This is a genomic window from Paraliomyxa miuraensis, assembly GCF_026337845.1.
GTDB classification, from domain to species: Bacteria; Myxococcota_A; Polyangia; order Nannocystales; family Nannocystaceae; genus Paraliomyxa; species Paraliomyxa miuraensis.
Genome location: NZ_JAOVZF010000162.1, coordinates 596,720 through 621,852, shown reverse-complemented (window position 1 = coordinate 621,852; position 25,133 = coordinate 596,720). Strand labels below are relative to the sequence as shown.

General features: G+C 70.8%; 20 protein-coding genes. 10 read left to right on the top strand and 10 right to left on the bottom strand.

The genetic code is table 11. The features are described from left to right. Window positions 1-201 precede the first annotated feature (201 nt). The 6 genes from OEB96_RS39960 to OEB96_RS39935 all read right to left on the bottom strand — a co-directional run bounded on the left by OEB96_RS39960 (window position 202) and on the right by OEB96_RS39935 (window position 7,129). Window positions 202-1,872: a vWA domain-containing protein gene (locus OEB96_RS39960; protein WP_266222175.1), complete on the bottom strand. Its 1,671-nt coding sequence runs from the start codon at window positions 1,870-1,872 to the stop codon at window positions 202-204. Between the two features lie 209 nt (window positions 1,873-2,081). Further along, entirely contained in the window at window positions 2,082-3,761 is a 1,680-nt protein-coding gene (locus OEB96_RS39955; RefSeq protein WP_266222174.1) for a hypothetical protein, read from the bottom strand. A gap of 32 nt (window positions 3,762-3,793) precedes the next feature. Then, the gene (locus tag OEB96_RS39950; protein WP_266222173.1) at window positions 3,794-4,621 is read right to left on the bottom strand and encodes a hypothetical protein; all 828 of its coding nucleotides are present in this window, start codon (window positions 4,619-4,621) and stop codon (window positions 3,794-3,796) included. Then, window positions 4,614-5,195: an RNA polymerase sigma factor gene (locus OEB96_RS39945; protein ID WP_266222172.1), complete on the bottom strand. Its 582-nt coding sequence runs from the start codon at window positions 5,193-5,195 to the stop codon at window positions 4,614-4,616. The genes OEB96_RS39950 and OEB96_RS39945 overlap by 8 nt, the downstream gene beginning before the upstream one ends. 103 nt (window positions 5,196-5,298) lie before the next feature. Continuing rightward, window positions 5,299-6,366, bottom strand: a complete 1,068-nt coding sequence (locus OEB96_RS39940; RefSeq protein ID WP_266222171.1) for a hypothetical protein — start codon at window positions 6,364-6,366, stop codon at window positions 5,299-5,301. A gap of 16 nt (window positions 6,367-6,382) precedes the next feature. Beyond that, the gene (locus OEB96_RS39935) at window positions 6,383-7,129 is read right to left on the bottom strand and encodes a hypothetical protein (RefSeq protein ID WP_266222170.1); all 747 of its coding nucleotides are present in this window, start codon (window positions 7,127-7,129) and stop codon (window positions 6,383-6,385) included. A 248-nt stretch (window positions 7,130-7,377) separates the two neighbouring features. On the opposite strand from OEB96_RS39935, the gene OEB96_RS39930 reads away from it, so the two are divergent. From OEB96_RS39930 to OEB96_RS39915, 4 genes are all read left to right on the top strand, one after another. After that, the gene (locus OEB96_RS39930) at window positions 7,378-8,568 is read left to right on the top strand and encodes an acyl-CoA dehydrogenase family protein (protein ID WP_266222169.1); all 1,191 of its coding nucleotides are present in this window, start codon (window positions 7,378-7,380) and stop codon (window positions 8,566-8,568) included. Window positions 8,569-8,649: 81 nt separating this feature from the next. Further along, window positions 8,650-9,147 carry a ClpXP protease specificity-enhancing factor SspB gene (locus OEB96_RS39925; protein ID WP_266222168.1) on the top strand — a complete coding sequence of 166 codons (498 nt, stop codon included), beginning with the start codon at window positions 8,650-8,652 and terminating at the stop codon, window positions 9,145-9,147. Further along, the gene (locus OEB96_RS39920; RefSeq protein WP_266222167.1) at window positions 9,137-9,466 is read left to right on the top strand and encodes a hypothetical protein; all 330 of its coding nucleotides are present in this window, start codon (window positions 9,137-9,139) and stop codon (window positions 9,464-9,466) included. The genes OEB96_RS39925 and OEB96_RS39920 overlap by 11 nt, the downstream gene beginning before the upstream one ends. Window positions 9,467-9,614: 148 nt before the next feature. After that, window positions 9,615-10,346, top strand: a complete 732-nt coding sequence (locus tag OEB96_RS39915) for a hypothetical protein (RefSeq protein ID WP_266222166.1) — start codon at window positions 9,615-9,617, stop codon at window positions 10,344-10,346. A 4-nt stretch (window positions 10,347-10,350) separates the two neighbouring features. On the opposite strand, the gene OEB96_RS39910 is transcribed toward OEB96_RS39915, so the two are convergent. Together OEB96_RS39910 and OEB96_RS39905 are read right to left on the bottom strand one after the other, a co-directional pair. Beyond that, the gene (locus OEB96_RS39910) at window positions 10,351-11,328 is read right to left on the bottom strand and encodes a DUF6263 family protein (RefSeq protein WP_266222165.1); all 978 of its coding nucleotides are present in this window, start codon (window positions 11,326-11,328) and stop codon (window positions 10,351-10,353) included. 104 nt (window positions 11,329-11,432) lie between these two features. Further along, window positions 11,433-12,398 (bottom strand): hypothetical protein, encoded by a 966-nt coding sequence (locus OEB96_RS39905; RefSeq protein WP_266222164.1) that lies wholly within the window; start codon window positions 12,396-12,398, stop codon window positions 11,433-11,435. Window positions 12,399-12,519: 121 nt separating this feature from the next. Between OEB96_RS39905 and OEB96_RS39900 the strand changes: the two genes are divergently transcribed. From OEB96_RS39900 to OEB96_RS39890, 3 genes are all read left to right on the top strand, one after another. Further along, complete coding sequence (locus OEB96_RS39900) at window positions 12,520-13,323, top strand: hypothetical protein (RefSeq protein ID WP_266222163.1); 804 nt, start codon at window positions 12,520-12,522, stop codon at window positions 13,321-13,323. A gap of 113 nt (window positions 13,324-13,436) precedes the next feature. After that, complete coding sequence (locus OEB96_RS39895; RefSeq protein ID WP_266222162.1) at window positions 13,437-14,816, top strand: hypothetical protein; 1,380 nt, start codon at window positions 13,437-13,439, stop codon at window positions 14,814-14,816. 186 nt (window positions 14,817-15,002) lie between these two features. After that, on the top strand, window positions 15,003-16,850 hold the full coding sequence (locus OEB96_RS39890) for a phosphoenolpyruvate carboxykinase (GTP) (protein ID WP_266222161.1): 1,848 nt from the start codon (window positions 15,003-15,005) through the stop codon (window positions 16,848-16,850). 10 nt (window positions 16,851-16,860) lie between these two features. Here the strand turns inward: OEB96_RS39890 and OEB96_RS39885 are convergent, their stop codons facing one another. Continuing rightward, window positions 16,861-17,988 (bottom strand): glycoside hydrolase family 6 protein, encoded by a 1,128-nt coding sequence (locus OEB96_RS39885; RefSeq protein WP_266222160.1) that lies wholly within the window; start codon window positions 17,986-17,988, stop codon window positions 16,861-16,863. A 119-nt stretch (window positions 17,989-18,107) separates the two neighbouring features. Here OEB96_RS39885 and OEB96_RS39880 point away from each other — a divergent pair, with 119 nt between their 5' ends. Further along, entirely contained in the window at window positions 18,108-18,656 is a 549-nt protein-coding gene (locus OEB96_RS39880) for a hypothetical protein (RefSeq protein WP_266222159.1), read from the top strand. Between the two features lie 12 nt (window positions 18,657-18,668). After that, window positions 18,669-19,853, top strand: a complete 1,185-nt coding sequence (locus OEB96_RS39875; protein ID WP_266222158.1) for an SMP-30/gluconolactonase/LRE family protein — start codon at window positions 18,669-18,671, stop codon at window positions 19,851-19,853. Window positions 19,854-19,887: 34 nt separating this feature from the next. Here the strand turns inward: OEB96_RS39875 and OEB96_RS39870 are convergent, their stop codons facing one another. After that, the gene (locus OEB96_RS39870) at window positions 19,888-20,721 is read right to left on the bottom strand and encodes a hypothetical protein (RefSeq protein WP_266222157.1); all 834 of its coding nucleotides are present in this window, start codon (window positions 20,719-20,721) and stop codon (window positions 19,888-19,890) included. A 255-nt stretch (window positions 20,722-20,976) separates the two neighbouring features. Between OEB96_RS39870 and OEB96_RS39865 the strand changes: the two genes are divergently transcribed. After that, window positions 20,977-25,065: a VIT domain-containing protein gene (locus OEB96_RS39865; RefSeq protein WP_266222156.1), complete on the top strand. Its 4,089-nt coding sequence runs from the start codon at window positions 20,977-20,979 to the stop codon at window positions 25,063-25,065. The last annotated feature ends 68 nt before the right edge of the window (window positions 25,066-25,133 follow it).

The following is a 25,133-nucleotide window of genomic DNA, read 5'->3' as shown; positions in this document are numbered from 1 at the left end:
GTCACCACATCGAAGCAGTCCTTGTCGAGGAGAAAGATCGTGGTCCCATAAAAGAACTTGGCGCCCACGGAACTTCCGTTCCAGGGCGCTGTCTGATGCACGCCGAGGCCAGCCAGGCCACGTCCCGCGCGGATCCTCGGACCGCTCGCGAGCCCCGCCAACGAGAGTCGGCGCGCCCGCGAGCGAGACCGAGCGAAGGCGTCAGCCCTCGAGACCGGGGCAGTCGACCGCTTGCAACTGCGAGACGCTGCACCGCGCTCGTACCCTGGCTCCGGGCGGCGCCGAGGCGTCGTTGCGACGCATGAGCGAGAGCTCGAGGTTCCAGCCTTCCTCGGCGCACGTGGGGCTCATATCGTCGTCGTCCTCTGGTGTGCTGCCGTCGCGATCGGTGAGCGAGCGGTAGCAGACGTCGTGCCCCTCGGGCAGCGCCCATGAGCCGTCGACTGCGAGGCACGCCGGGATCGAGTAGCTGATCTCGTCGCCCTCGTAGGTGACGTACTCCTCGGTGAGCTGGCAGTCGGGCTGAAGGCCCTCCCGATCCAGATCGGAGTCGCCCACGCACGTCGGCACGCACGGCGGGCGCACCTGCTGGTCGATGGCCGCCGCGATGGCCGACATCGCGTTGGAGTAGTCGGGCTCGCACACGGAGTAGAGGTTGACGTCGTCGTCATCGGCACGGAACGCATCGGCGAGCTCGGCCAGGCGCACGGGTGGAGCCGCCTTCCCGTTGTCGGAGGCGCAGCCGGCTCCGATCCCGTTCTCGCGCAGGAACTCGGCGTCGTCGCCGTCGGTGTACGGAATGGCGCCGCCGTCATAGCCGCTGGGCACCCCGGTGAGCACCGCGACCAACAGCTGCTGATCGGGGTTGATCACCTGCTTGTCGGCCTCGAGCTTGGCGAGGAAGTCCACGTAGCGATCGAGCGGGTGCAGCACCGCCTGGCTCGGGTCTTGGGTCTCGCTGCCATCGGCGGCCTTGTCGACCGCCCAGCACTCCTTGGTGCCGTCGGGGCTCTCTTCGCAGTGCACCCCACCAAACCAGCACACCTCGGAGGTCAGCTGTCCCTTCGCGATGTTCTCCTCGGTCCACAGCGCCTGGCTGCCGTTCTTGTCCCACGGGTCGCGGACCTCGTCCCAGCGCGACGAGCAATCGGCCTCGTCGGTCACGATCACCACGGCCAGGATCGCGCCCGGACGAACGAAGCCGAACTCGGGAGCGGTGGGATCGGTGGTGAGCGTCAGCCCCTTGCGCATGGTCTCGAGCGGCGCCTCGAGACCGCAGCCCGTGACGCCCTGCGGCGCGAAGCACTTGAACGCGTCCACCGGGCTGATGCCCTCGGGCAGGTTGCTGACGCCGTCGATGCTCTCGATCCACGGACGCGGCCGTGGGGTGGGGTCCGAGAAGGTCGTGGTGGGGAGCACGTCGATCGACTCGTAGGCACAGATTTCGGCGCAGGCCTCCTGGAAGAAGTCGCGCGACTGGCCGTCGATGGTGGTGCGGAAGTCATCGGCACGGCCGAGGCAGCTGCTGAGCTGGAACGCTCCCTCGTCGCCATTGCCACACAACCAGTGGCCATCGTCGGTGGTGGTGATCGCGATGCGATAGTTGGCCCGGACGTCGTCTCGATCGAGGCGCTCGAGCAGCGGCCCGAAGTTGCGCGCGAGGGTGGCTTGCTCCTCGGCCATCGAGCGCGAGTCGTCGATCACGAACAGGATGTCGACGTCGCGGTTGACGGAGATCGGGATGTCGTCCTCGCTCTCCTGGAAGTTGTCGTACTCGGTCGGCTTGATGGGGTGGCTGTTGCACGCCGCGAGCGCGGGCGCCAACACGGTTGCCACTGCGAGGCCAAGACGGCCGATCCATTGCGTGCTCATCCGCGTCTTCATCGCTGTCACTACGATTGCTCCGGGTTCGATGTGAGAGGGGTGCCCCATCGGCACCCCTCTTCATCCGACCGATGGGGTCGACCTACGTGATCCGGGACCATGGCCTCGGACCATCTAGTTGCACCCGCGAAGGGTCCGAAGGTTTCCGAGTCGACGAGATTCGCTAGCAGCTCGCCGATTCCGATATGGGCCTGTCGTCAGCAGCTGCCCGCTGGGGCCAGCTCGCACGCGGCCTCGATGGTGAGCTGCCCCTGCCACTCGAACCCTGCGGGTAGCACCAGCTCGAGCTCGGCGTTGCTGCCCTGGGCGGCGCACTGCATCGCCTCGCCGTCGGTGCGCATCTCGTAGCAGGGCATACCGGCGGCTCCGCCGTCGCACGCGGGCACGAGCGTGAAATCGCGGCCCATCTCGGTACCCACGCCCATGACGATCTCGCACTGCGGCTGCGTGCCGACGAGCGCCGGATCGGTGTCGGCCACGCAAGCGGGGATGCAGGCCGTGGTGTCGTGCTGGGGGCTCGCGAGCGCGCTGGAGATCGCACCGAGGGCCGGCGAGTAGTCGTCGCCGCAGATCGAGTGGATCGCCGGCTGCGCCCCCACGGGGAACAGCTCGGCGAGCGCCTTGATCCGCACCGGGGGCACGGCCCTTCCCGCGGGGCTCTCGCAGCCCGGATCCACGCCGAAGTCCTCGACGAACTGTCCATCGCCCGCCGCCCCCCGCGTGTAGACCAGCTCGGCCGTTCCCTCGGCGTAGCCCACCGGTACGCCAGCGATGAGGGCCACCGACACCGAGCCGTCGTCTCGGTAGGCCAGCTTGGTCGATTCGACCATCTGGAGCTCGTTGATGTAGCGCGTCAGCGAGTACATGACCGCGTTGGAGGCGTCGGTCACGTTGCCATCGACGTCGAAGTTCTGCGCGGTGCAGGGACCGATGTCGGGGTCGCTGCCCTGGCACTCCACGCTCGCATTCCAGCACACGGCACTGGTGGGGGATGCCGCTTCGGGATCGCCCCAGAACGCACGGTTGCCCTCTGGAAGGAAGATGTCCTGCCACGAGGGGTCGTACGAGCAGTCTACCTCGTCGGTGACGAACACCACGGCCAGGCGTGCCCATGGGCGCAGAAAGCCCTCCATCTCGTCGCCGGCGAAGAAGCTGCGCTCGATCGACTTGTGCATCGACTCGAGCGGTTGCTCGAAGCCGCAGCCGTTGATCCCCTGCGGGGCCGCGCACGAGACCGCCTGCGACACGCTCACCGCGCCGAGGTTCGTGCCGCCCGGACCAGCCTCGATCCATCGGCGCTCCGTCGCCGTCTGATCCACATGGGTGGTGGTGGGTAGAATGGGGATGTCGTCGAGGACACAGAAATCGAGGCACGCCTCCTGGGTGACGTCGATGGTGCTCGCGCCGTTGAACACGAATTCCTGCTGGCGACTGAGACAAGACGAGAGCCTCAGATTGCCCGCCTCGGGGCCCGTGCCTCCGCACCAGGGATTGCCGTTGTCGGTGGTGGTGAAGCCCACGCGCAGGTCGGTGCCGAGGGTCCCGGCCGCGTGCTCGGCGAACGCAGCGATGGCCGCGGTCGCGCGGGCTTGCTCGGTCCCCATCGAGCCCGAGTTGTCGATCACGAACAACACATCGAGGGCACCATCGTCGAGCCGGAGCACACCCACGCGATCGGACTCGGGCGGTAGCTCGGTCGAGCCGCTCTCGCCGGAGTCGGCGGTGGCATTGGTGTCCGACGTATCGCTGGGATCGGTGTCGCCGGTGTCGCCGGTGTCGCCGATGTCACCGAGCTTGCCCGCGGGCAGGCCACAGGCGAGCGCGGGCAGCAGGGGAAGGAGAGCAAGGAGGGCGGAGGCTCGTGCAGGGCGTGTCACACCTCGGCCATGGCCGAGCCCGTGAGCATCCGTCACGGTTTCTTTGCGCTCGTGCATGCGTGACGCATGCGGCCGGCGAGCGCCGAGCCGGCGTGCTCGCGGAGGAACGCCTCGACCGCTGCACGTGATTCCTCGGTGCGCCCCGCTGCACACAGCAGCTCCGCCCGCAGCACCGCGCGCTCGTCGGTCATCGTCCCCCGGGGGAAGCGCTCGGCGTGCTCGCGCAGCGCCGCGAGGCCGTCGTCGTGCCGTCCGTCCTCGAGTGCCTTGGTGGCACGCTTGATGATCGCGATCTCGGCGCGGAGGGCATCGGCCGAAGCAAGTGAGGTCGCCGTATCGGGTGCGGGGGTCGAGCGCGTCGAGCGAGAGCGAGGCGAACCAACGGCCTCGCTCGAGGGCGTGGGCTCCGACGCCACCAGAGGCGAGGTGGCGGCCTCCACCTCAGCACCAGCAGCACCAGCCGGGCCGCTGGTCTCGGTCGACGGAGCCAGATCGGGCTCGGCTCGCGACGCACGTGCGACGGCGGTGCCATCGTTGGCCTCGGCGCCTCCGTGATGCGGCGCCTCCATGGCGGGCTGCCGCGCCTGACTCGAGAGCGCGACCACGCCGGCCCCGACGAGCTTGAGCGACAAGAGCACCGCGGCGGCGATCCCCACCGTGATCCCGACGACCTTGGCATAGAAGGCTCCGTTGGCCGCGGCGCTCGCGGCCGAGGTCGCCGGAGGGGCGAGCTCGAGACGCACCCGAAGCGCCTGCCAGCCGTGCTCGCGCACGTGCTCGGCGGGGCTCTGCTGCTCACGGAACGCACGCAGCAGCTCGCGAGCAGCGGGGCTCGGCTCGGGGGGCATTCGCTCAGCCATGGAGCACCTTCGATCGTGCCTGATGTCGGGCCACCGCGCGCTCGAACTGGAGTCGAGCCTTGCGCAGCCGCGAGTATACGGTGTTGACGTTGAGCTCGAGAGCTTCCGCGACCTCGGGTGCCGTCAGCCCTTCCACGTCGCACAGGACGAACACCATGCGGTGGCCGTCGTCGAGGCGCTCGAGGAACGCGTGCACGAAGGCGGCGGCCTCGTCACGGGCGAGGGTGTCGTCGAGGGGCAGGGCATCGGGCGGAGGCAGCAGCGCATCGAGCTTGCGCTGTCGCCTCCGCTGACCGCGATGCACGTCGGCCGCCACGCGGCGAGCGATGCCGAACAGCCAGCTGCGCACCGACACGTCGGTCCGAAGCGCGTCGCGGCGCCGATGCACCACCACGAACACGTCCTGGCTCGCATCGTCGAGCGCGGCCGGCGGGACCCCCAACCTTCGGAGGATGCGCCACACGAACCCGTGGTGACGGTGGTACAGGCGCGCGAACTCGGGATCGGGGTCGATCACGGGTATCGAGAGGATGCCCGAAGCATCGGCGGACCATGCCGTCACGGAAGCGGCCATGGCCGGCCGAGGGCGGATCCGTGACGAAAAGATCGCTCGCGGGACGAAGCATCAGATCCCCGCGAGAACGATGTTCTAGGCGCTCGAACCGCCTTGGTGGTGCTCACGGAAACCGCACCTCGATCCCCAGCGTGCCGCGCCCCGCCACTGCGCCCACGCGGTAGACCTCGACGTCGCCCACCACGAACCCCGTGCGGGCGATCGGCAGCACCACCTCGCCCTGCAGCACGAGCGCGATGAAGCGTCGCGGCGTCCAGGCCACACCCGCGCCCGCCGTGGCCGCCACCCACGGCACGCGGGCGGTGACGGGATTGGCGACGCGATCGCCGGCGGGGTCACCGCGGAGGATGCCGGCCTCGACCCCGGCACACAGCGGAATCTCGAGCCCCACCCGGTCGATCCCGGGCACGCCACAGCCACGCGCGGCCCCGCTGCCCAGGCCGATCCGCCCGCCGATTCCCGGCTCGGCCGTCGCCGTGCGCGGCAGCCAGTAGTCGCCGCCGAGCTCGGCCCGCCAGCGACGACCGAGCACCGCCCCCGTCACTCGCAGACCGCCCGCGACCCCGGGCAGCGAGCCACCGTCGATCGCTCCGGCCACGCGCATCCCGAAGCGGATCCGGGGATCCGTCGTCGGCTCGACCTCGCGGTCTGCGGCCTCGACGGGCTCGATCCCCAGGCGGGTCTCGGGGTCTGCGGGCTCCATGGGCTCGACCACCACCGCGGGCGCTTCGTCCGGGGGCTCGGGCTCGACTGGACTGGGCTCGGGCTCGGCGAGCGTCTCCCCGCGCCCGAGCACCGCGGTCGGATCCACCGCGATCGCCACGATCAACGCCGTGGCCTCCACCAGCACCGCGCAGTCGTCCGCGACCGTCTCCCGCGTGGTCACCCCCGAGGGGGTCTCGGTGCGCAGCTCGAGGTGCAGCCGCCCACCCTCCTCGTGCACCCGCGCGACGGCCCGCACGCCGGCCCCCGCCTCGGCGCTCGGTCCCTCGCCGAGCACGGTGGCCAGCCCCCGGCGTACCGCGGCCTGGTCGGGACACGACGCGGGCGCCTGCCACGACAGCACCACCGCTTCGGCCGCAGGCGAGCGCAGCTCGGGCACGCCCGGCTCACCCGGCGCGAGCATCGACCACAGTGCCACGAGCACCCCGCCGAGCGCGCCCACGCTCATCCCCCCCGACCGCGGACTAGAACCGGTACTCCACCATCAGCGGCAAGATCTCGAACCCGAGCAGGAACCCGCCGCTCTTGTCCTCACCGTCGGGCTCGATCGCGTCGGTGTGCACGAGGAAGCCGATGGGGATGTTCACGTCGATGCCGAGCCCGAGCTGCTCGAGCAAGAAGAGCCGCAGCCCGCCTCCGGGTCGCAGGTTCAGCGTCCACGAGTGCAGGCGGCTCTGCTGCCGCTCCTCTCGTCCTCCGCCGACCTTGGGCAAGGCCCACCACGAGAATCCCACCGAGCCCTTGAGGTGAGGCACCAGCCACGGCTTCTTCTCGATGAAGAAGCGATGGGTGTAGCCGGCATAGATGTCGTAGCCGACCACGCCGCCAGGCCGGCAGTTGCCGTCGTTCGAGGGGTCGCAGGAGTCGAGCCGAAAGCTCTCCCAGTCGGCGCGGTCGAACACGATGCCAGCGCCGAGGTGGATCCAGTGCCGCGCCAGATTGGGCGACAGCTGCCGGTCGTACTGGAACGCGAAGCGCCCCTTGGGCAGGTACCCCACCGCACCGATCTGGAACGGCGAGATGAACGAGATCGCGTTGCCACCCACCACCAGCTCGGGCCACTCGTAGCGCCCCTTCTTGCCGCCAGAGCTGCTGCCCTGGAACCCCTTGTTGGTGTCGAACGAGCCGCTGGCCGAGGGGGCGGCGACGGCCTCGGTGGACCAGGCCACGAGTGCCAGCAGGGCGACCAAGAGCGAAGCGAGGGCGCGCATGAGCCGGATGCTAGCAGGCCCGCCCGCGCGCTGCCGACTCCGCGGGGACCGCCCAGGGCTCGGTGAGGCACGCCACACACCGAACACCGACCCGCCCGGCCGCTCCCGGCTCCGCCACCCTCGTGCTGGCGATCTTGTGCCCAGGTTGCCGCCACCTCCGGCAAACCTGGCTTGCCTCACGGTCTGCCCCGCCCCGGCCGGGCCCTGCCGGCCCGCCGCCACCGGTTTCGCTGTGGTAGAGCCATGCCATGCCCGCCGAGGCGACCCCGTACCTGCTGAACATCGACCACCTGCTCACCGAGGACGAGCGCCTGACCTGGGAGGCCGCCCACGACTTCGGCCAGCGCCGCATCGCGCCCTCGATCGAGCAGCACTACGAGCACGGCACGTTCCCCAAGGAGCTGATCCCCGAGTTCGGCGAGATGGGCTTTCTGGGCTCGACGCTCGAGGGCTACGGCTGCGCGGGGATGAACCCGGTGGCCTACGGCCTGACCATGATCGAGCTCGAGCGCCAGGACAGCGGGATCCGCTCGTTCTGCTCGGTGCAGTCGGCCCTGGTGATGTGGCCGATCCACACCTATGGCACCGACGCTCAGAAGGAGCGCTTCTTGCCGGGCATGGCCAAGGGCGAGCTCGTCGGCTGCTTTGGCCTCACCGAGCCCAACGCGGGCAGCGACCCCGCCTCCATGCGCACCCACGCCAAGCAGGACGGACCCGGCGGCGACTTCGTGCTCAATGGTCAGAAGTTCTGGATCACCAACAGCCCGATCGCCGACCTGGGCGTGGTGTGGGCCAAGACGCTCGAGCACGGCTCGGACGCCCCGGTGATCCGCGGGTTCATCGTGGAGCGCGGCATGAAGGGCCTGTCGACGCCGGAGACCAAGGGCAAGCTGAGCATGCGCGCGTCGGTGACCGGCGAGATCGTGCTCGACGAGGTGCGCGTGCCCAAGGAGAACCTGCTGCCTGGCGTGCATGGTCTCAAGGGCCCGCTGTCCTGCTTGACTCAGGCCCGATACGGCATCGGCTGGGGCGCGCTGGGAGCGGCCATGGACGTCTACGAGCGCGCGCGCCGCTACACCATGGATCGCGTGCAGTTCGATCGACCGCTCGCGAGCTTTCAGCTCACCCAGCAAAAGCTGGTCGAGCTGCACAACGAGATCGGCAAGGGCCTGCTGCTCGCGCTCCACTTCGGGCGGCTCAAGCAGGAAGGCAAGCTCACTCCCGTGCAGGTGTCGATGCTCAAGCGCGACAACGTCCGCATGGCCCTGGAGGCGGCTCGCACCGCGCGCTCCATGCTGGGCGGCAACGGGATCATGGGCGAGTTCCACATCATGCGGCACCTGTGCAATCTCGAGACGGTCTTCACCTACGAGGGGACCCATGAGGTGCATACCCTGGCCATCGGCCGGGCGCTGACGGGGCTGTCGGCGTTCAGCTGAGCGCCCCCTCTTGCCGCCCCGCGATCTTGCGCAAAACGCGCCTCGCTCGGCGGTCGAGAATCCGCTACGCTGCCGATCCCGGTGGTTCATCCCGTCCAGAGCGTCATCGAGTCGCTGCAGGCGGCCGGCCGTTGTCCACGGCTCCACGTCAACGCGATGTTCGAAGGCGTGGTGTGTCCCGACTTCATCCGGGACCAGTGGCGCGAGCGCCTGATCATCGACCTCGACCCGAGCTACCCGCTCGACCTGGCCTTCCTCGAGGAGGCGCTCTCGGCCGATCTCTCGTTCGGAGGCTACGTGACCCGCTGCACCTTCCCCTACGGGTCGGTCTACGTGGTGGCGGATCGCAGCACGGGCCGCGGGATCGTGCTCGACCAGAACATGCCCGACTCGGTCAAGCGCAGCCGCTACGGCAAGGGCGAGGAAGCGCAGCGGCCCGCGCTGCGCACGGTGGGGAGCGACGCGGAGGTCGAAGATCCCAAGCCGGCGACCGAGGGCACCGGCCCGGCCGAGAGCACCGACGAGAGCCAGGTCCAAAAGCGCCGCGCCGCCTTCAAGGTCATCGACGGTGGGGGCTGAGCCCAAGCCACGCACGGCCGCCAAGATCGCCTCGGGCGTGGTGTTCGGCCTGGTGCTGGTGCTGTTCCTCGGATGGTGGGGGTTCATCCGCGCTCCGGGCCCGCTCGACGTCTGCGAGCACATCATCGAGGTCACCCTGCGCGAGGCCGGCGACGAGGCGCTCAGCGACGACTCGTTGTCGCGCCTGGTCGACTCGACCCGCGAGCAGTGCATCGAGCACAAGCGCGACAAGATCCAGCTTCGCGGGCGCATCAAGTACGCCGAGCACGCCAAGTGCGTGATGGCAGCCCAGACGCTGAGCGAAATCGGGCGCTGTTGATGCCCGGCGTTTCGGATCCCCTTGCGCACATTGCAATGACGCCCACGCGCGGTGCACCGGTGGTGCGGTGGCCACCCGTGGAAAAGATCCCGTCCGCACCGTGAACCTCGTCGCGGGTTGCGGCACCATGACCGTGGAGCCCCATCCCATGTCTTGGTCTGCCCCCCGACTCGCGTCCCTGTTCGTTGGCCCCCTGCTCGTCTCGGCCTGCGCCGCGGGGAGCGACGATGGGCTCACCGGCTTCTCCTCGGCCGCCTACTCGGCCAGCAACGGCGACGCCGGCACGAGCAGCGGAGGAGGATCCGAGGACACCAACGAGAGCGCCGAGGGCCCGCTGCCCACCGCCAGCGCCGACGGCACGACCAGCGGGGGCAGCAACAGCGGGGGCGACGGAGGCAATGCCCTGTGCTGCATGCCGGGCGGGCAGGCCGGCTGCGACAGCGAGGTGACCGAGGCGTGCGTGTGCACCAGCCAGCCCTCGTGCTGCCAAAACGTGTGGTCGCAGGAGTGCGTCGACCTGGCCATCGCCTGCGGCGATCCGTTCTGCACCGGCGATTCCGGGGACACGACCACCGGAGGCGGGGTCGACCTCGAGTGCGACCCCGACTTCTCGTTCGTGCCCGAGCCGGTCGCCGGGGCGATGTTCAACGTGGCCTTCACCGACCCGGTGGGCCTGACGTGGGTGAAGATGAACGCGGAGGGTCCCGGCGGCGTGGTGATCGGTGGCACCAACGAGGTCATCAGAGGCAACCCCGGTGCGTTCTCCTGGTCGTACGACTACAACGGCCTCGGGGCGGGGTTGTGGACGTTCGTCTTCACCTCCAAGGACACCGAGAACGGGCCGGACATCGTGCGCGGGACCTGCGAGAAGCAGCTCTGACGCATCAGTCCTGCCGGCGCATGTCCATCTGCATCCCCATGTCCATCTCCATGTGCTGGTTCTGACCGAGCACGGTCACGTCCATCACCATGTGCAGGTCGATCCCCAGCGAGACGGTGGTGGGCATGAGGCGATCGAGATCGAGCTCCAGCGTGCCCCGGCCGCTCGACGAGAAGTCGCTCACCCGGGCCGTTGCGCCCATCATGCCGGGGGCTTCCACGTTGGGATCGAGCAGCTCCTGCTCGATGGTGGCGTCGAGCGTGACGTGCTCGCCCTCGAGCGCACGTAGCGTGTAGCGCCCCGTCTGACGCAGCTTCATCCCGTTTTGCTCGAGCTCGTGGGTGGCCGTCCAGCTCGCGCCCACGCCCACCGGCTCGGCGGGGAGCGGCACCGCGAGCTGGCCCAGGTTCTGGGTCATCTGCTGCATGGTCTGGTGCACCAGCGCGGGGACGTCCCGCGGAAGCTCCACCTGACCGCCCCGCACCGCCCCTCGGGGATCCATGCGCACCACGGCCCGGTACCTGGCCAGCGGCTCCACGCTCTGGCGCACCTGCTCGAGCACCTGAGGCGGAGTCCCGGGTACGGGGACCACCTCGACCGCATCCACGGCATGCCGCACCGTGAACTCCTCGGCGGTCACCTCCTCGAGGACGGCGCTGAGGCGGGTCTTGGTGGTGGGCACCGGGATCGAAGGCAAGTCCTGGGCACCGTTGCGCATGCTCATGGTCATGCCGACCGACATCTCCATGGACTCGCGGGTACCCGCCGCGGGATGCAGACGCAGCGGGCGAAGCGGCTCGGCGCCGGGCACTTCGACCTGGACCCGCGGAGGCTCGCGCACGGGGATGTCCACGAGATCGACCCCCTCGGCCGGAGCGGACGCCGCGGCCGCAGCCGCAGCCTCGACCTCGTCGGTCTTCGAGGACGTGCACGCCCCGAGGAGCAGCACGCAAACCAGGGCGACGGCGGAACGGAGCTTCATGGCGAACCGACCATAGCAGAGCCAAGACCCGCATCGGGCCCGACGACGAAGGCCCGCCTCCGCACGCGGTGACGAGGCCCTGGCTCATCCCGGCAATGCGGGGATCAGCGCGGCGGCGGGGCGGCGTAGCCCGGGAACGGCTGGGGCTCGTAGGGAAGCGCAGGTGCGCCGACGTTGATCCCCCGCGCGGCCAGCCCCTGCGAGCTGTCGTAGTAGACGGTGAGGAACGCGTCGGGCCGGCGACGACGGTGGCGCTTGAACTCGACCTCCTGCACGGCGCTGTAGCGAGTCTCGCCGTAGGCGGTGCCGAGCTGGCGCGGGGTGGGGCTCGGCGCCGGCGCAAAGCCACCGCCCTCGGTGGGTGACGGAGCCCTCGCGGGGGCCGCTTCGTCGGCGGCCTCGGCCTCGGATGCAGCGGCGCGGCGCTCGGCCTTGCTCGACGACTCCGGGAATGCATCGGGGGCCGCGGGTGCCTGCTCCTCCCCGCGGTAGTAGGGCTCGTAGTAGGGCGGCGGCGGCGGAGCGGCGGCCAGGGCCTTGCGGTGCTTGCGGGCGCTGCGGCGCTTCTCCTTGAAGATCGCCACGCCCACCACCCCGGCGTGCTCGGGCGAGCCCCGCTGCGCGGTGTAGCTGCTGCTCGGGTCCGAGAATCGGAATGCGGCCACCTGGTCGAGCGACTGGCGATACCCCTCGACCACGACGGAGGCCCACGGCTCGATCACGTAGCCGCGCTGTCGCTTGTAGTTGCCGAGCTCGCCGCTGATCACGTCGCGGCCATCGACGGTGACCACGACCTCGACGCGCTCGGAGGTGTTGTTGGTGAGGCGAAGGTCGTAGCGCTCGCCCTGCTGCCCCGCGAAGTAGAGCGACCCCAGGTGCATGAACGAGGGCAGCGTGCCTCCACCGGGGCGCTCGAGCGACAGGCTCACCAGCGGCTGGGCGATGGGAGCCTCGGGCGCGGCGGCGAACGCCTGCTTGCGCCGGGCATGGGCCGGCTCGGCAAACGAGCCCGCGAGGACGAGCGCGGCGAGAGCAACGGAGGCCAGGGAGATCGGGCGGGATGGACGCATGGTGAAGCCTATGAGTGATCGGTGGAGACGCGAGCCATCGTGGCGGTCGTGGACGGCCCCCCGAACGCGACCCGCCATCCCCCTCTTACAGCCCGACGCCAGGCATGGCTATAACCCCCCCGTGCCCCGCTGGATCGAGCGTCGCGGCTTCACCTTGCGGCTGCCTCCCGCCCCGGAGGTCGAGCCGCGGCACCAGGTGGTGCGCCTTTCGCTCGTGGAGCGACGGGGGCTGACCGGCAGCTGGTTCAATGTGAGGGAAGCCCGGGCCGAGCCCTCCGAGACCTCGTCCCGCACCCTCGCCGGGGGGCGTGCGCTCTCGTGGCGAGCGCTGCGACAGGGCGAGGCCGAGCGCCTGCTCGATCAGCGCCTGCGCACGCTGCAGGCCCTGGGCTACGAGCTGATCGATGCGGCGCTGACCGGCCGGGGGCGCTGGGACTGGCTCTACGAGCTGGTACGCCGGGGCTTGCGGCCCGCGGCCGGGGACGACGCGCCGGCCCCCGGCCCTGCCCTGCGCGATGCGCTGGAGCACATCGGCCTGTCGCCCGATGCGATCGTCGAGGGCGTGGCGACCGTGCTCGAGCTTCCGCCGGGTCGCTTGCGCGAGCCCGACGGCGCCACCGTCGCCCGCGTGGATCCGGATCAGATCGGAGTGCTGCTGCCGTTCCTGGTGGAGCACGGCCACGCGGAGATCCGCGAGATCGGCGAGCGCTGGGTGGCGTGCCCAGGAGCCGCGTTCCAGGTGCCGCGCGCCATCGTGGAGCGCTGGCTCACCGAGCCCGGACGGATGGGCGATCTGCTGGCCACGCGCGTGCGCAGCGAGGGTCTGGCCCTGGTCGGCCCCGACGCGCTGTTGCGGCTGTCGAAGGCATCCAGCCGCGATGCGGTGCGCCGCGCCGCCGAGCAGTGGATGACTCGCCTCGGCTAGTTCCGGGGTCTGGTTCGGGGGCCTGTTCTGGGGCCCGGACCGGCTTTGCTCCCGGGGTTGGGATACCCTGCCGCCCCGTGACGCGCCTGGCTCGACCCTCTGGCCCGCGATGCATGCTCGGCTCGCTCCGTGCACTGAGCTCGGCGACCGCGCTCGCCCTGGCGATCGCGAGCGGCTCCCTCGCATGCAAGCGCAGCGTGCCCCCGGCCGGCTCGGCCGAGGCGTCGGCGACCGCCATGGGGAGCTGGGCCCAGTGGCAGGACCTCGAGCCGCTGGTGACCGTGGCGCGAGACCACGCCGACGAGCGCACCGTGGCCGTGCTCGAGGCGGTCAGCGCGCTGCTGCGCGAGGGCAAGGCCGCCAGCGCCGATCGGCGCCTCGCAACGGCGGCCGACGGCTCCGGACGCCACTGGATCGCGGTCGCGCGCGGAGACGTGGCCGCGCTGTGGTTCACCGTGTGCATTCGTGGCGTGGCGTGGCGGCTCACCGACGGGCAGCAGGGCCAGCCCACCGCGCGCGAGGTCGACTTCTCGGAGGAGCGGCGCATCAAGCCCGACGACGTCTCGGTCGAGGCCACCCTCACCAATCTCGACGCCGCCGTCACCTCCGAGGTGGAAGCGCTGCAGGTGCAGGCCCGCATCGCTCGCGCCCGCGTGGCGGCCTATACCCAGCGCTGCCCGCCCAACGACGACGTGGCCGCGCTGGCCCAGCGCATCCTCGAGAACGATCTGGCCACGCTCGCGGCCGAGGGCCACCTCACGCCCGACCTGGCGTACCTGTGGGCCGGGGTGCAGATGACCCGGTTCTCCGGCGCCGCGGCGCGGCCGTTCTTGCTGCAGGCGCGCGAGGGCGGCTTCGATCATCCAGCGGTGACGTACATGCTGGCGGTGATCGCCCTCGAGGGTGGGGATCTCGAGCGGGCCGATCAGCTGGCCAGCGAGGCGGCCACCGCCTACGCCGAGGTCGGTGAGCGCGATCAAGAGGCCCAGGCGTGGTTCATCCGGGGCGAGGTCGCACGGCAGCGCGAGGACCCCGCGGCCGCGCGCGAGCGCTTCGAGGCCGCGCTCGAGCGCATGCCGACCCACGTTCCCGCGCTGCTGGCAATCGCCGGAATCGTGTTCGAGGCCAAGGGCGAGCTGGTCGCGGTCGAGCACGTGCACCACTCGCTGGCGTCGTTGCTGCTCGACGGAGACCTCGATGCCCAGAGCGCCCGCGACGCGGCGGGCAACGTGGAGGCCCTGGTGATCGTGGCCGACACCCCGTTCCTGGCCCAGCTGTGCCGCGACGCGCTCTTGCTCGACATCGACGAAGAGCCCGATCCCATGCGACGGGGCATCCGCTACTTCTACGCCGCCACCCTCGACGTGCGGCTGCGCGAGTACGAGCTCGCGCTCGGTCACGGGGTGCTGGCCAAGGACGAGTTCGAGCAGAGCGACGTTCCGCCGCCGCTGGACGTGCAGCGCTTCCTCGATCGGCTGCGGGAGTCCGGTTAGGCCGCCACGCAAGGCGTGCCGGCAAGGGATCTCTCTCGGCCGCACAGCCGTGCTCATTCGCTCGCGGTCGCCCACGGCGCGGTTGCTCACTTCCCTATTGCGTGAGCATCCGCGCCCCGCCGGACGGCCGGGAACGCTTCCGCCGGACCAGCGGCGCGCCGGCCAGGCGCTACCATGCGCCGCATCATGGCTGGCACGACCTCGCACCCCCGCCTGCTTGCCTGGATCGAGGAGATCAAGGCGCTCTGCAAACCCGACAGCGTGTACATCTGCGACGGTAGCGCAGAGGAGAACGAGCGGTTGTGCAACGAGATGGTCGATTCCGGCATGTTCATCCGGCTCAACCCGGAAAAGCGCCCCAACAGCTTCCTCGCCCGCTCCGATCCCCGCGACGTGGCCCGGGTCGAGGACCGCACCTTCATCTGCAGCACCAACTCCACCGACGCCGGGCCCACCAACAACTGGATGGAGCCCAGCAAGATGAAGAAGGTCCTGCGCGGGCTGTTCGACGGCTGCATGCGGGGCCGCACCATGTACGTGGTGCCGTTCTCGATGGGCCCGCTGGGCTCGCCGATCGCCAAGCTCGGGGTCGAGATCACCGACAGCCCCTACGTGGCCGTGAACATGCGGATCATGACGCGCATGGGCCAGGGTGCGCTCGACGTGCTGGGTGACGACGGCGAGTTCATCCCCTGCATGCACTCGGTGGGTCAGCCGCTGGCCGAGGGTCATGAGAGCGATCGCTGGCCCTGCAACCCCGACAATACCTATATCTCGCACTTCCCCGAGACCCGCGAGATCTGGTCGTTCGGCTCCGGCTACGGCGGCAATGCGCTGCTGGGCAAGAAGTGCCTGGCGCTGCGCATCGCCTCGGTCATGGGGCGCGACGAGGGCTGGCTGGCCGAGCACATGCTGGTGCTCGGGGTCGAGAACCCGCAGGGCACCAAGAGGTACGTGGCCGCGGCGTTCCCCTCGGCGTGCGGCAAGACCAACTTCGCCATGATGGTCCCGCCCAAGGGCTTCGAGGGCTGGAAGATCTGGACGGTCGGCGACGACATCGCGTGGATCAAGCCGGGCGCCGACGGCCGGTTCTACGCGATCAACCCCGAGGCGGGCTTCTTCGGCGTGGCTCCGGGCACCGGGCTCGAGACCAACCCCAACGCGATCGCCACCCTGCACGCCAACTGCATCTTCACCAACGTGGCGCTGACCGACGACGGCGACGTGTGGTGGGAGGGGCTGACCAAGGAGCCGCCGGCCCACCTCATCGACTGGCGCGGCAACGACTGGACCCCCGAGAGCAAGACCCCGGCCGCGCACCCCAATTCGCGCTTCACGGCCCCCGTGTCGCAGTGCCCCTCGGTCGATCCCAAGTGGGAGGACCCCGCGGGCGTGCAGCTGTCGGCGTTCATCTTCGGCGGCCGCATGAGCAAGGACCAGCCGCTGGTCTACCAGGCGTTCAACTGGTCGCACGGCGTGTACCTGGCCGCCACCATGGGCTCCGAGGCCACCGCGGCCGCCGTGGGGCAGGCCGCGATGCGGCGCGACCCGTTCGCGATGCTCCCGTTTTGCGGCTACAACATGGCCGACTACTTCAACCACTGGCTCAACGTGGGGCGGCTGAACCCCAACCCGCCGCGCATCTTCCGGGTCAACTGGTTTCGCAAGGACGAGAACGGCAAGTTCATCTGGCCGGGCTTCGGCCAGAACATGCGCGTGCTCGAGTGGATCCTCAAGCGCATCAGCGGCACCGGCTACGCGATCGAGAGCCCGCTGGGCTGGATGCCGCGCTACGAGGACCTGAGCTGGGAGGGCCTCGACTTCCCCAAGGAGCAGTTCAAGGGCCTCATGGCGGTGGGCCGCGAGTCGGGCACCGTCGAGGCGCATGCACACGAGGAGCTGTTCGATCGGTTCTTCGACCGGCTGCCCAAGGAGTTCGTCTACGAGCGCGAGCTGCTGCGCTCGCGGCTGTGGCGATCGCCCAAGCGGTGGGAGCTGCTGGCCGGGGCCGAGACGGCGCCGGGCGGACTGTGAGAACCCCGGCTCACCGCCGCGGCCCCGGGGACGGCTGAGGCGCGTTGGGCGGGGCCGACTCGAGCCGTGCGTCGTCCTCCGGTTTCGCCTCCGGCTCCGGTCGGGGCGGCTGGCGCCCGAGCGCGGCGTTGGTCCACGTCCCATTGCGCGCGAGCTCGAGCGCGACCTCGGGCCACCACGCCCCCGCGGCCGGGCCCCCGTTGCAGGCACCATCGGACTCGCCTGGAACCTTGATCCACAGGAATGCATCGACCGACGGATCGCCGGTCTCGCTCGTCGGTGGTCGCCCCACCGCGCGGCCCCGCGGGTTGCACCACTTCAGGTCCTCGGTGGGTCCATTGCCGTTGCGGCTGGTGTCGACGACGAACGGCTTGTCTCCCACCAGCGCCGAGATCGCCTTGCCGTAGGCGACCGTCTCCTCCGTGCCCACGTAGTTGGAGACGTTGAGGGCAAAACCGCGAGCATGCTCGATGCCGGCCTTCCGCAGGCGACGCGCCATCTCCTCGGGCGGGTGCCAGCGGGCGTTGCCCGCGTCGATGTACACCGCGACCCCGCCCCCCTCCGACAGCACCTGCACCGCATCCGACAGCAGCTCCAGGCGCTCGCGCTGCTTGGCCGGGTTCAGGCAGTCCTCGAGCAGCCCGAGCGCATCGGGCTCGAGGATCACCGCCGCCGCCCCGCGCCCGATGCCGCGCTTGGCCTGACGGATCCAGCGGCGATAGGTCTCGGGATCGTCCACGCCTCCGGCCGAGTACTGCCCGCAGTCGCGGTTGGGGATGTTGTAGAGGACCATCAGCGCCAGCTCGCCCCGGCGCCGCGTCTCGAACGTCACCCCGCGGATGGCCTCCTCGACGCTGGGCGTCCAGTCGCCGTACCACAGCGCCACCGGCTGCTCGGCCAGCAATTCCATGTATGCGGCATCGTCGGGCTGATCCCTGCGCCAGGCCTCGGCCTGCCGGGTTGCGTTGGTGCTCTCGACCCACCGCAGCGGACGGCCCGCGAAGGGGTTGGCCCCGGGCTCCACCGGCGGCGGCCTCGAGCCCGCGGCACAGCCGGCCAGGATCCCGAGCCCCGTCGAGAAGGCGACCAGCAGCAGCCGGCGCGAGGAGCCATACGATGACGACGACCACGAGGACATTGGTGGACCCATGCTAGCCCGAGCCGGCGACGCGGCGCATGGGAACGGATCGTGCCCATGCACGGAAGGATCCATTCAGCTGCCGTATTCGGACACGACGTGCTACCGATCGAGTGGCCATGATCCCGAGGTTGCTACGAGACCTGCTCGTCGGCGTCGTGATGGGCTCGCTGGTCGGCTCGCTGGTGGGCACGGGCTGTGCCCACGACGACGGCCCTTGCCACGGTGACCACTGCGATTGCGAGGGCTTGGACCACTGCGAGGCCGCGTGCTCGGCCTCCCCGTGCGACATCGACTGCAATGCGCTCGGCACCTGCGAGGCCTCGTGCCAGGACGAGTGCGACGTGGACTGTGCCGACCTCGACGACTGCACCGTGGAGTGCGACGAGGACTGCCGCATCGCGTGCGACCGCCTCAGCGGCTGCGAGGCGGCCTGCGGCCCCCGCTGCGACTATACCTGCGCCGATGCATCCCGCTGCGACGTCGCGGTGGGGCCCGACAGCGTGGTCGACTGCGCGAGGGTGGGCACCTGCACCGTGGAGTGCCACGGAGCCTGTCGCGTCGCGTGCTCCAACGTGGGCACCTGCGACGTGAGCTGCCTCGACGCCGAGGGCCAACAAGTCGGCGGCCCCATGATGGACGCGGACGGAACCCACGTGTGTGCCTGATCGGTGACCCTCATGTCGAATGGAATGCACGACCTCGCCCTCGGCGCTGCCCGCATCGGGACCCTCGTCGGCTCGACGCTCGTCCTGTGCGCCTGCCCGGGCGACGACGGCAGCGCTTCCTCGACCACCACCGTGACCTCGGCCACCGCCGATCCCACCGTCGATCCCACCGTTGGGGGTTCGGCAACCGGGACCTCCACGAGCGTCGGCCCCGGGACGACCGACGACGGCCCCACCCCGACCACCGACGACGGGGCGGACTCGACGGGTACGACCGGCGATCCGCCGCCCCCGGCGAGCATCTGTCCCGACGGACCGTTTCCCGCCTCGCCGCTGCCCGGCGCGATGGTGGCGGCCCAGCCCGTGCCCAACACCCAGCTCGGGCTCTACCCCGGGGGTCTGGTCGAGGGCCCGGTGTGGATCGGTGACGCGCTCCATCTGTCGCACTTCGGGACGGGACCCGAGCCACCGGCCTCGATTCTGCGCTACGTCCCCGGCGGTGCGCTCGAGGAGCACATCGCGGGCTCGGGCAGCAACGGCCTGGCCGTCGACTCGCGCGGCCGCATCGTCGCCGCGACCCACGATGATGGTGGCATCTCCACGTTCACGCTCGACGGCACCCGCGCCTCGATCGTCGCCCAGTACCAGGGCAATCGGCTCAACTCGCCCAACGATCTCACCCTGCGCGACGACGGCACGATCTACTTCACCGATCCGAGCTGGCAGGCCCAAAACCCCAACCCGCAGCCCGTGCGCGGGATCTACCGGGTCGATCCGGGCGGCGCCATCACCCTCGAGGACGGCACGCAGAACATGCCCAATGGGATCACGCTGTCACCCGACCAGGCATGGCTCTACGTGGGCACGCCCGGCGGGGTGCTGCGCTACGACGTGGAGCCCGGCGGCGCGCTGGTGACCCCGCCCACGCCGTTCGCTCCCGGCCTGGGCCTGAGCTCGGTCGACGGCATGGGCATGGACTGCGCGGGCAATCTCTACGTCACGCTCCACTCGGCCGGTCAGGTCCGCGTGCTCGGGCCCGACCAGACCGACCACGGCACGATCATGGTGGCCTCGAGCCTCACCAACGTCGCCTTCGGCGGGGCCGATCGGCGCACGCTCTACGCAACCGCCGGGGATCCGAGCAACGGCAACGCGATCTACTCGATCGAGCTGGAGATTCCCGGGTATCCGTACTGATCACGGCAGCCCGCCGGCGGCGCCGCGCGCGGGGCTAATCGAGGCTCCCCGCCAGCGCCGCCTCGGGCAGCTCCGAGAGCGCATCGGCGAGCTGCGCCTCGAGCAGCCCCGCCATCTTGGCGCGCTCGGCATCGAGCGCATCGCCCTCGAGCCCGCTCTCGAGCATGGTGTCGAGTTCCCAGCGAGCCCGTTCGATGCGAACGGTGGGCGCGGGCAAGTAGGAGAGGATCGGCCACACGTAGCGCTCGAGCGCATGCTCGGGGCTGTCGCCCAGGCGCCAGCGGTTGCCGAGCATGAAGCGGTCCACGCCCTCGATCGCGGCCGACAGGCGCACGCCCAGCATGGCCATGACCACCGAGCGGGCCTCGAGCAGACGCGGCTGCACCCCGAAGGCGTCGAGGCGCTCGAGGCGATCGGCCGCGGGGTAGCGCTCGTCGCCGCGCCGGAAGGCCAGCCACGACATGAACTCGTGGCTGTGCCGCCACACCAGGCGCTGCACCTCGATCTGCGCCACCATCTTGGCCAGGCGGCTGTGGTGACGATTGGTGAGCTCGGTGCCGATCTCGTTCATCTGCTCCCGCAGCTCGCGATCGAAGCGCGAGAGCGAGGCGCCGCTGTGATGCTCGTCGAGCACCGTGAGCGCGAGCGACACCCCCAGACCCAGGTGCCCGGCCAGCTGTACCTGGCTGTGCACGATCTGCTCGTAGAGGTTGGGCATCACCCGCTGCTTGCCCTCGTCGTCGAGCTGCTCGACCTGCTGCAACGCTTCGTACTTGAGCGTGGTCAGGTCACGACGAAGCTCGTCGACCTCGGCATCGAGATCGGGGGTGCGTACCTGGGCGAGGAAGATCTCCCGGGCGCTCGGCATCCGCGTCGAGGGTATGCGGGGGCGGGGGGGGTTGTCATCACGCTCACGCCGTGGGCAATGCCCGATCGACGCTCGAGGCCCTCGGTGAGAGGTCGGATCGCCGGCCATGCGCTCACCGACGTGCGTCTTGCGAGGCGACTAACCGTGTAAAATCAATGCCTTGTGTCTCATGGTGGCCGGTCGTCCCCTGCCGCCTTGCCCCCGCAGACCCTATTCCCACACCGTGCGTTGGCACGCCGTCGCCGAGGCCCCGCCATGCCCAAGCCCGCCCACGATCATCCCCGCGCCCGCGCCCGCATCCTGCTCCAATCCTCTTCGCTGTGCCTCCTGATGGCCCTCGGCTGCCGCTCCGGCGATGCCGCACCCGAGGGCGAGCCGGCCGCACAGACCCCCCAGGACGGCGCCTCCGAGGCCGCCGCCCCGGCCCCGGCCGAGGACGTCGCCGAGGTGGTCGCGATCAGCGGCCCCGGTGGCCTGCTCTCGCCCACGCTGCCACCGGGCACGTTCCTGGGCAAGGGCGGGCGGTTGCAGGAAGAACAGGCGCTCGAGACCCCGCGCGGCACCCTGGCCGAGCTGCGGCTGCCGGGCGGCATTCGGGTGCGCATGAACGAGGATACGGCGCTGACCCTGCCCGGATCGGGAGCGGCGGCTCGCATGGTGCTCACCCGTGGCGAGGTGGTGGTGCTGACCGAGCCGGGAGCAACGGCGGAGCTCTCGGTGGCGGCGGGCGACGAGGTGCTCACGGTCACCCGCGGCGAGGCCCAGATCCGCAACGCGGGCACCACCCGGCACTTCGCGGTGCTCAGCGGCACCGCCTCGCTGCAGGCGCCCTCGCGCAGCCTCACCCTCGCGCCCGGCGAGAGCATCGACGCCCCGCTGCCCGAGGAGCGCGAGCGAAGGCCCGAGCTCTCGCTCGCCCCGCTGCAGGAGACCGGCTGGTCGCGCACGTTCGAGAACGCCGCGCGCATGGCCGACGAGGTCCCGGCCGGGGTGGGTAGCCTCACCGCGCGACGAGCCGGCAGCCGCACCGAGCAGCAGCGCCTGCGGCTCACCGACGAGACCGTCACCGTCAACATCGCCGGCCGGATCGCGCACACCGAGGTCGAGCAGGCGTTCTTCAACGACCAGCCCGCGGTCCTCGAGGGCATCTACCGCTTCCCGCTGCCCGGTGACGGCTCGGTCTCGGGCCTCTCGCTGCTGGTGGGCAACCGCTGGATGGAGGGCGAGATCGTCGAGCAAGCCCGTGCGCGGCGGATCTTCGCCGCGATCGTCGACGCCACCATCCCGCGCGATCCGGCGCTGCTCGAGTGGGAGCGCGGCAACATCTTCAAGCTGCGGGTGTTCCCGATCCCCGGCCGCGGCGAGCGACGGGTGCGGCTGGCCTACACCCAGGTGCTGCCGGTCGCCGGCGACACCCTGCGCTACCGCTTCCCGCTCGCGGGCAGCGGGGCGGGGGGCACCGAGATCGAGCGCTTCAAGTTCGAGGTCACCGTCGACGGCCAGCAGATCGCGGAGGCTCAGCTCGCCGACATCGAGACCCCCATGATGGAGCTCGACCGCCACTTCGAGGACGGTCGCGTCCGGCTCGTGGCGGAGCGCGAGCGCTTCATCCCCACCGCCGATCTCGGCATCGACATCCCCGTGGGCGAGCAGGAGGCCCGCGTCCACACCGAGACCCACCTCGACCGCGACGGGCAGGCCTACTTCATGGTGTCGATGCGGCCGCAGCTCGAGCTCCCCAGACCCGAAGGCGCCACCAGCTACGCCTTCGTGCTCGATCGCAGCCACAGCACCAGCCCCGAGCTGTGGACGGTGGCGCGCGGCATGGTCGAGGCGCTGTCGAGCTCGATGGAGCCCGACGACCGCTTTGCCGTGCTCGCCTGCGACACCGCGTGCGACCAGGCCCCCGGAGGTCTGCTGTCGCCGCAGCCCGGCGACCTCGACGAGGTGCAGCGCTTCCTCGAGCGCCAGGACCTGGCCGGGGCCAGCGACGTGGGTGGAATGCTGGTGAGCGCGGCCGAGGCACTCGAGCGCAGCGGGGCCCCGGGCGAGCGCGTGATCGTGTACCTCGGCGACGGCACCCCCTCGTCGGGTGAGCTGGCGGCCGACCGCCTCGCGCGCCACGTGGCCGAGCCGCTGCGCGGCACCCGGGTGATGGCGGTGGCACTGGGCGCCCGCTCCGACCTCACCACGCTCGAGGCCGTCGTACAGCAGACCGGCGGCGACATCCTGCGCGCCGATCCTCGCGACGACCGGCAGCAGCTGGTCCGCGAGCTGCGGCTGCGGGCCCGTGTGCCCATGGCCACCGACGTGGAGCTCGACGTGCCCGACGGCATGGTCGCGGTGCATCGCCACGGCACCGCCGGGCTGCGACCCGGCGACACCCTGGTACTGGTCGGCAAGCTCAGCCGCCCCGTCCACGACGAAGTGGTCGTGCGCGCCCGCGGCCCCGAAGGGCCGGTCGAGGCCCGCTTCCGCGTGGATCTCGAGGCCGATCGCAGCTCGCCCGTCGAGCACCGCCACCTGCCGCGCACGTGGGCCCAGGCCGAGATCGCTCATCTCACCCAGACCAAGGGCGCCGAGGCTCGCGACGAGATCATCGCGCTGTCCCAGCACTACACGGTGATGTCGCGACACACCTCCCTGCTCGTGCTCGAGAACGACGCGATGTTCCGCGAGTTCAACGTGGTGCGCGCGGCCAAGAACACGGACAAGTGGGACGGCAAGCTCACCGAGGCGCCCTCGAGCACGGCCGAGAACGAGCAGACCGAGACCGCCACCACCAAGTCCGACGAGAAGGCCAAGGGACCGTCCTCCGCGAGCGGGGCCACCGCCACCCCCGCGCCGGCCGATGACTTCGGTGCGGCGCTCGAGAAGCGCGAAGAGGCCGACCGCACCCGCGGCTCCGCGTCGGCCGAGCCCTTCGCCGAGCCCGAGCCCGATCCCGCCCCGCCGCCCGCGGGGGGCGTGCCCGGGGGCATTCCCGGCGGAGTGGCCGGCGGCGTGGTCGGAGGCAAGCTCGGTGGCGCGGCCGGCAGCGGGCGGGGCCAGGCAGCCAAGGACGACGGCGACTTCGGCCTCGGCTTCGACTCGCCCGCCGAGCCTACGGTTCCTCCGGCGGAGACCGAGATCGACGCCGACGAAGACGACGATCGGCTCGCCGACGTCGACCTCGGCGACGACGAGGGCGGTGATGGCTTCGGCAGCGGGCTCGGCAAGTCCAGCGGCAGCTCGAGCCGCCCGAGCGCCGATGACATCCTCGACCCCGCCAAGAGCAGCACCAAGAAGAAGAAGAAGGCCAGGCCCATGCCGTCATCGCCCGCCCCCGGGCGTCCCCCGCAGTGGGACGACGATCCACTCAGCGGCGGCGGTGGCTGGAGCAGCCCTCCTCCCGGCTGGGGCGCGCCCAAGGGCGGCGGCCACTGGCGACCGATCCGGCGGCTCAAGACCCGGCCGATCGCCTCGCCCGACCCCGGCGCGCTGGCGAAGCTCGAGCCCCTGCGGCTGGCGGTGGACATCGATCCCACCCAGCGCAGCACCCACGGCAAGCTGGTGCGCGCAGCCCTTCGGGCGGGGCACCCCGATGCGCTGGCCTTTGCCCGAGCATGGGCCGAGGTCGACCCCGACCATGCGGCGGCCCTGACCGCGCTGGCCGATGCCATGGCCGCCGATGGAGACCCCATGGCGCTGCGTGCCTACGAGAGCGCACTCGAGGTGCAGCCGTTCGCAAAGCGGCAGCACACCGAGCTGGCCCAGGCCTACGAGAGCAAGGGCGACCTTCGACGGGCGTGCTCGCACCGTCGTGCGCTGGTCAGCATCGATCCCCGAGACGGCGATCACCACGCCGACCTCGTACGCTGCCTCGCCCTCGAGGGCCGCTCGCGCGACGCCGTCGACGCGCTCGACGAGGGCCGGCGCCTCGCCACCAAGGACACGGCCGGTCTGGGTCGCGTGGGCGCCGCGATGTCCTCGCGCACGGTGACTCCGGCCACCATCGACCTGCACCGCGGCGCCGAGCTCAAGCTCGACCTCATCTGGACCGGCGAGGGCGAGCTCGATCTCGCCGTGGTCGACGTCAAGGGCCGTCGCCTGTCCGGCATGCGGCCCGAGGGCAAGGCACGCGTGCGGGAGAGCAGCGGTCGCGAAGAGCTCACGCTGCGCAAGGTCAGCAAGTCCGTGTTCGTGGAGGTCACGCGTCCCTCGTCGTCGCGGACCCTCGAGGGCGAGCGCGGCGTGCTCCATGGGGTGCTGACGGTCAAGACCCCCGACGGCACCCGCAAGATCCCCGTCACCATGCGCGAGGGCAGCGTGCGGGTGGCCAAGGTGTTCTGGAGCACCCGCTAGCCCGAGCGCAGCACGGGCCGACGATCGCCGCGCGCGCCCCCGAGGGCGTGCGCGGTGATCGCCACGTG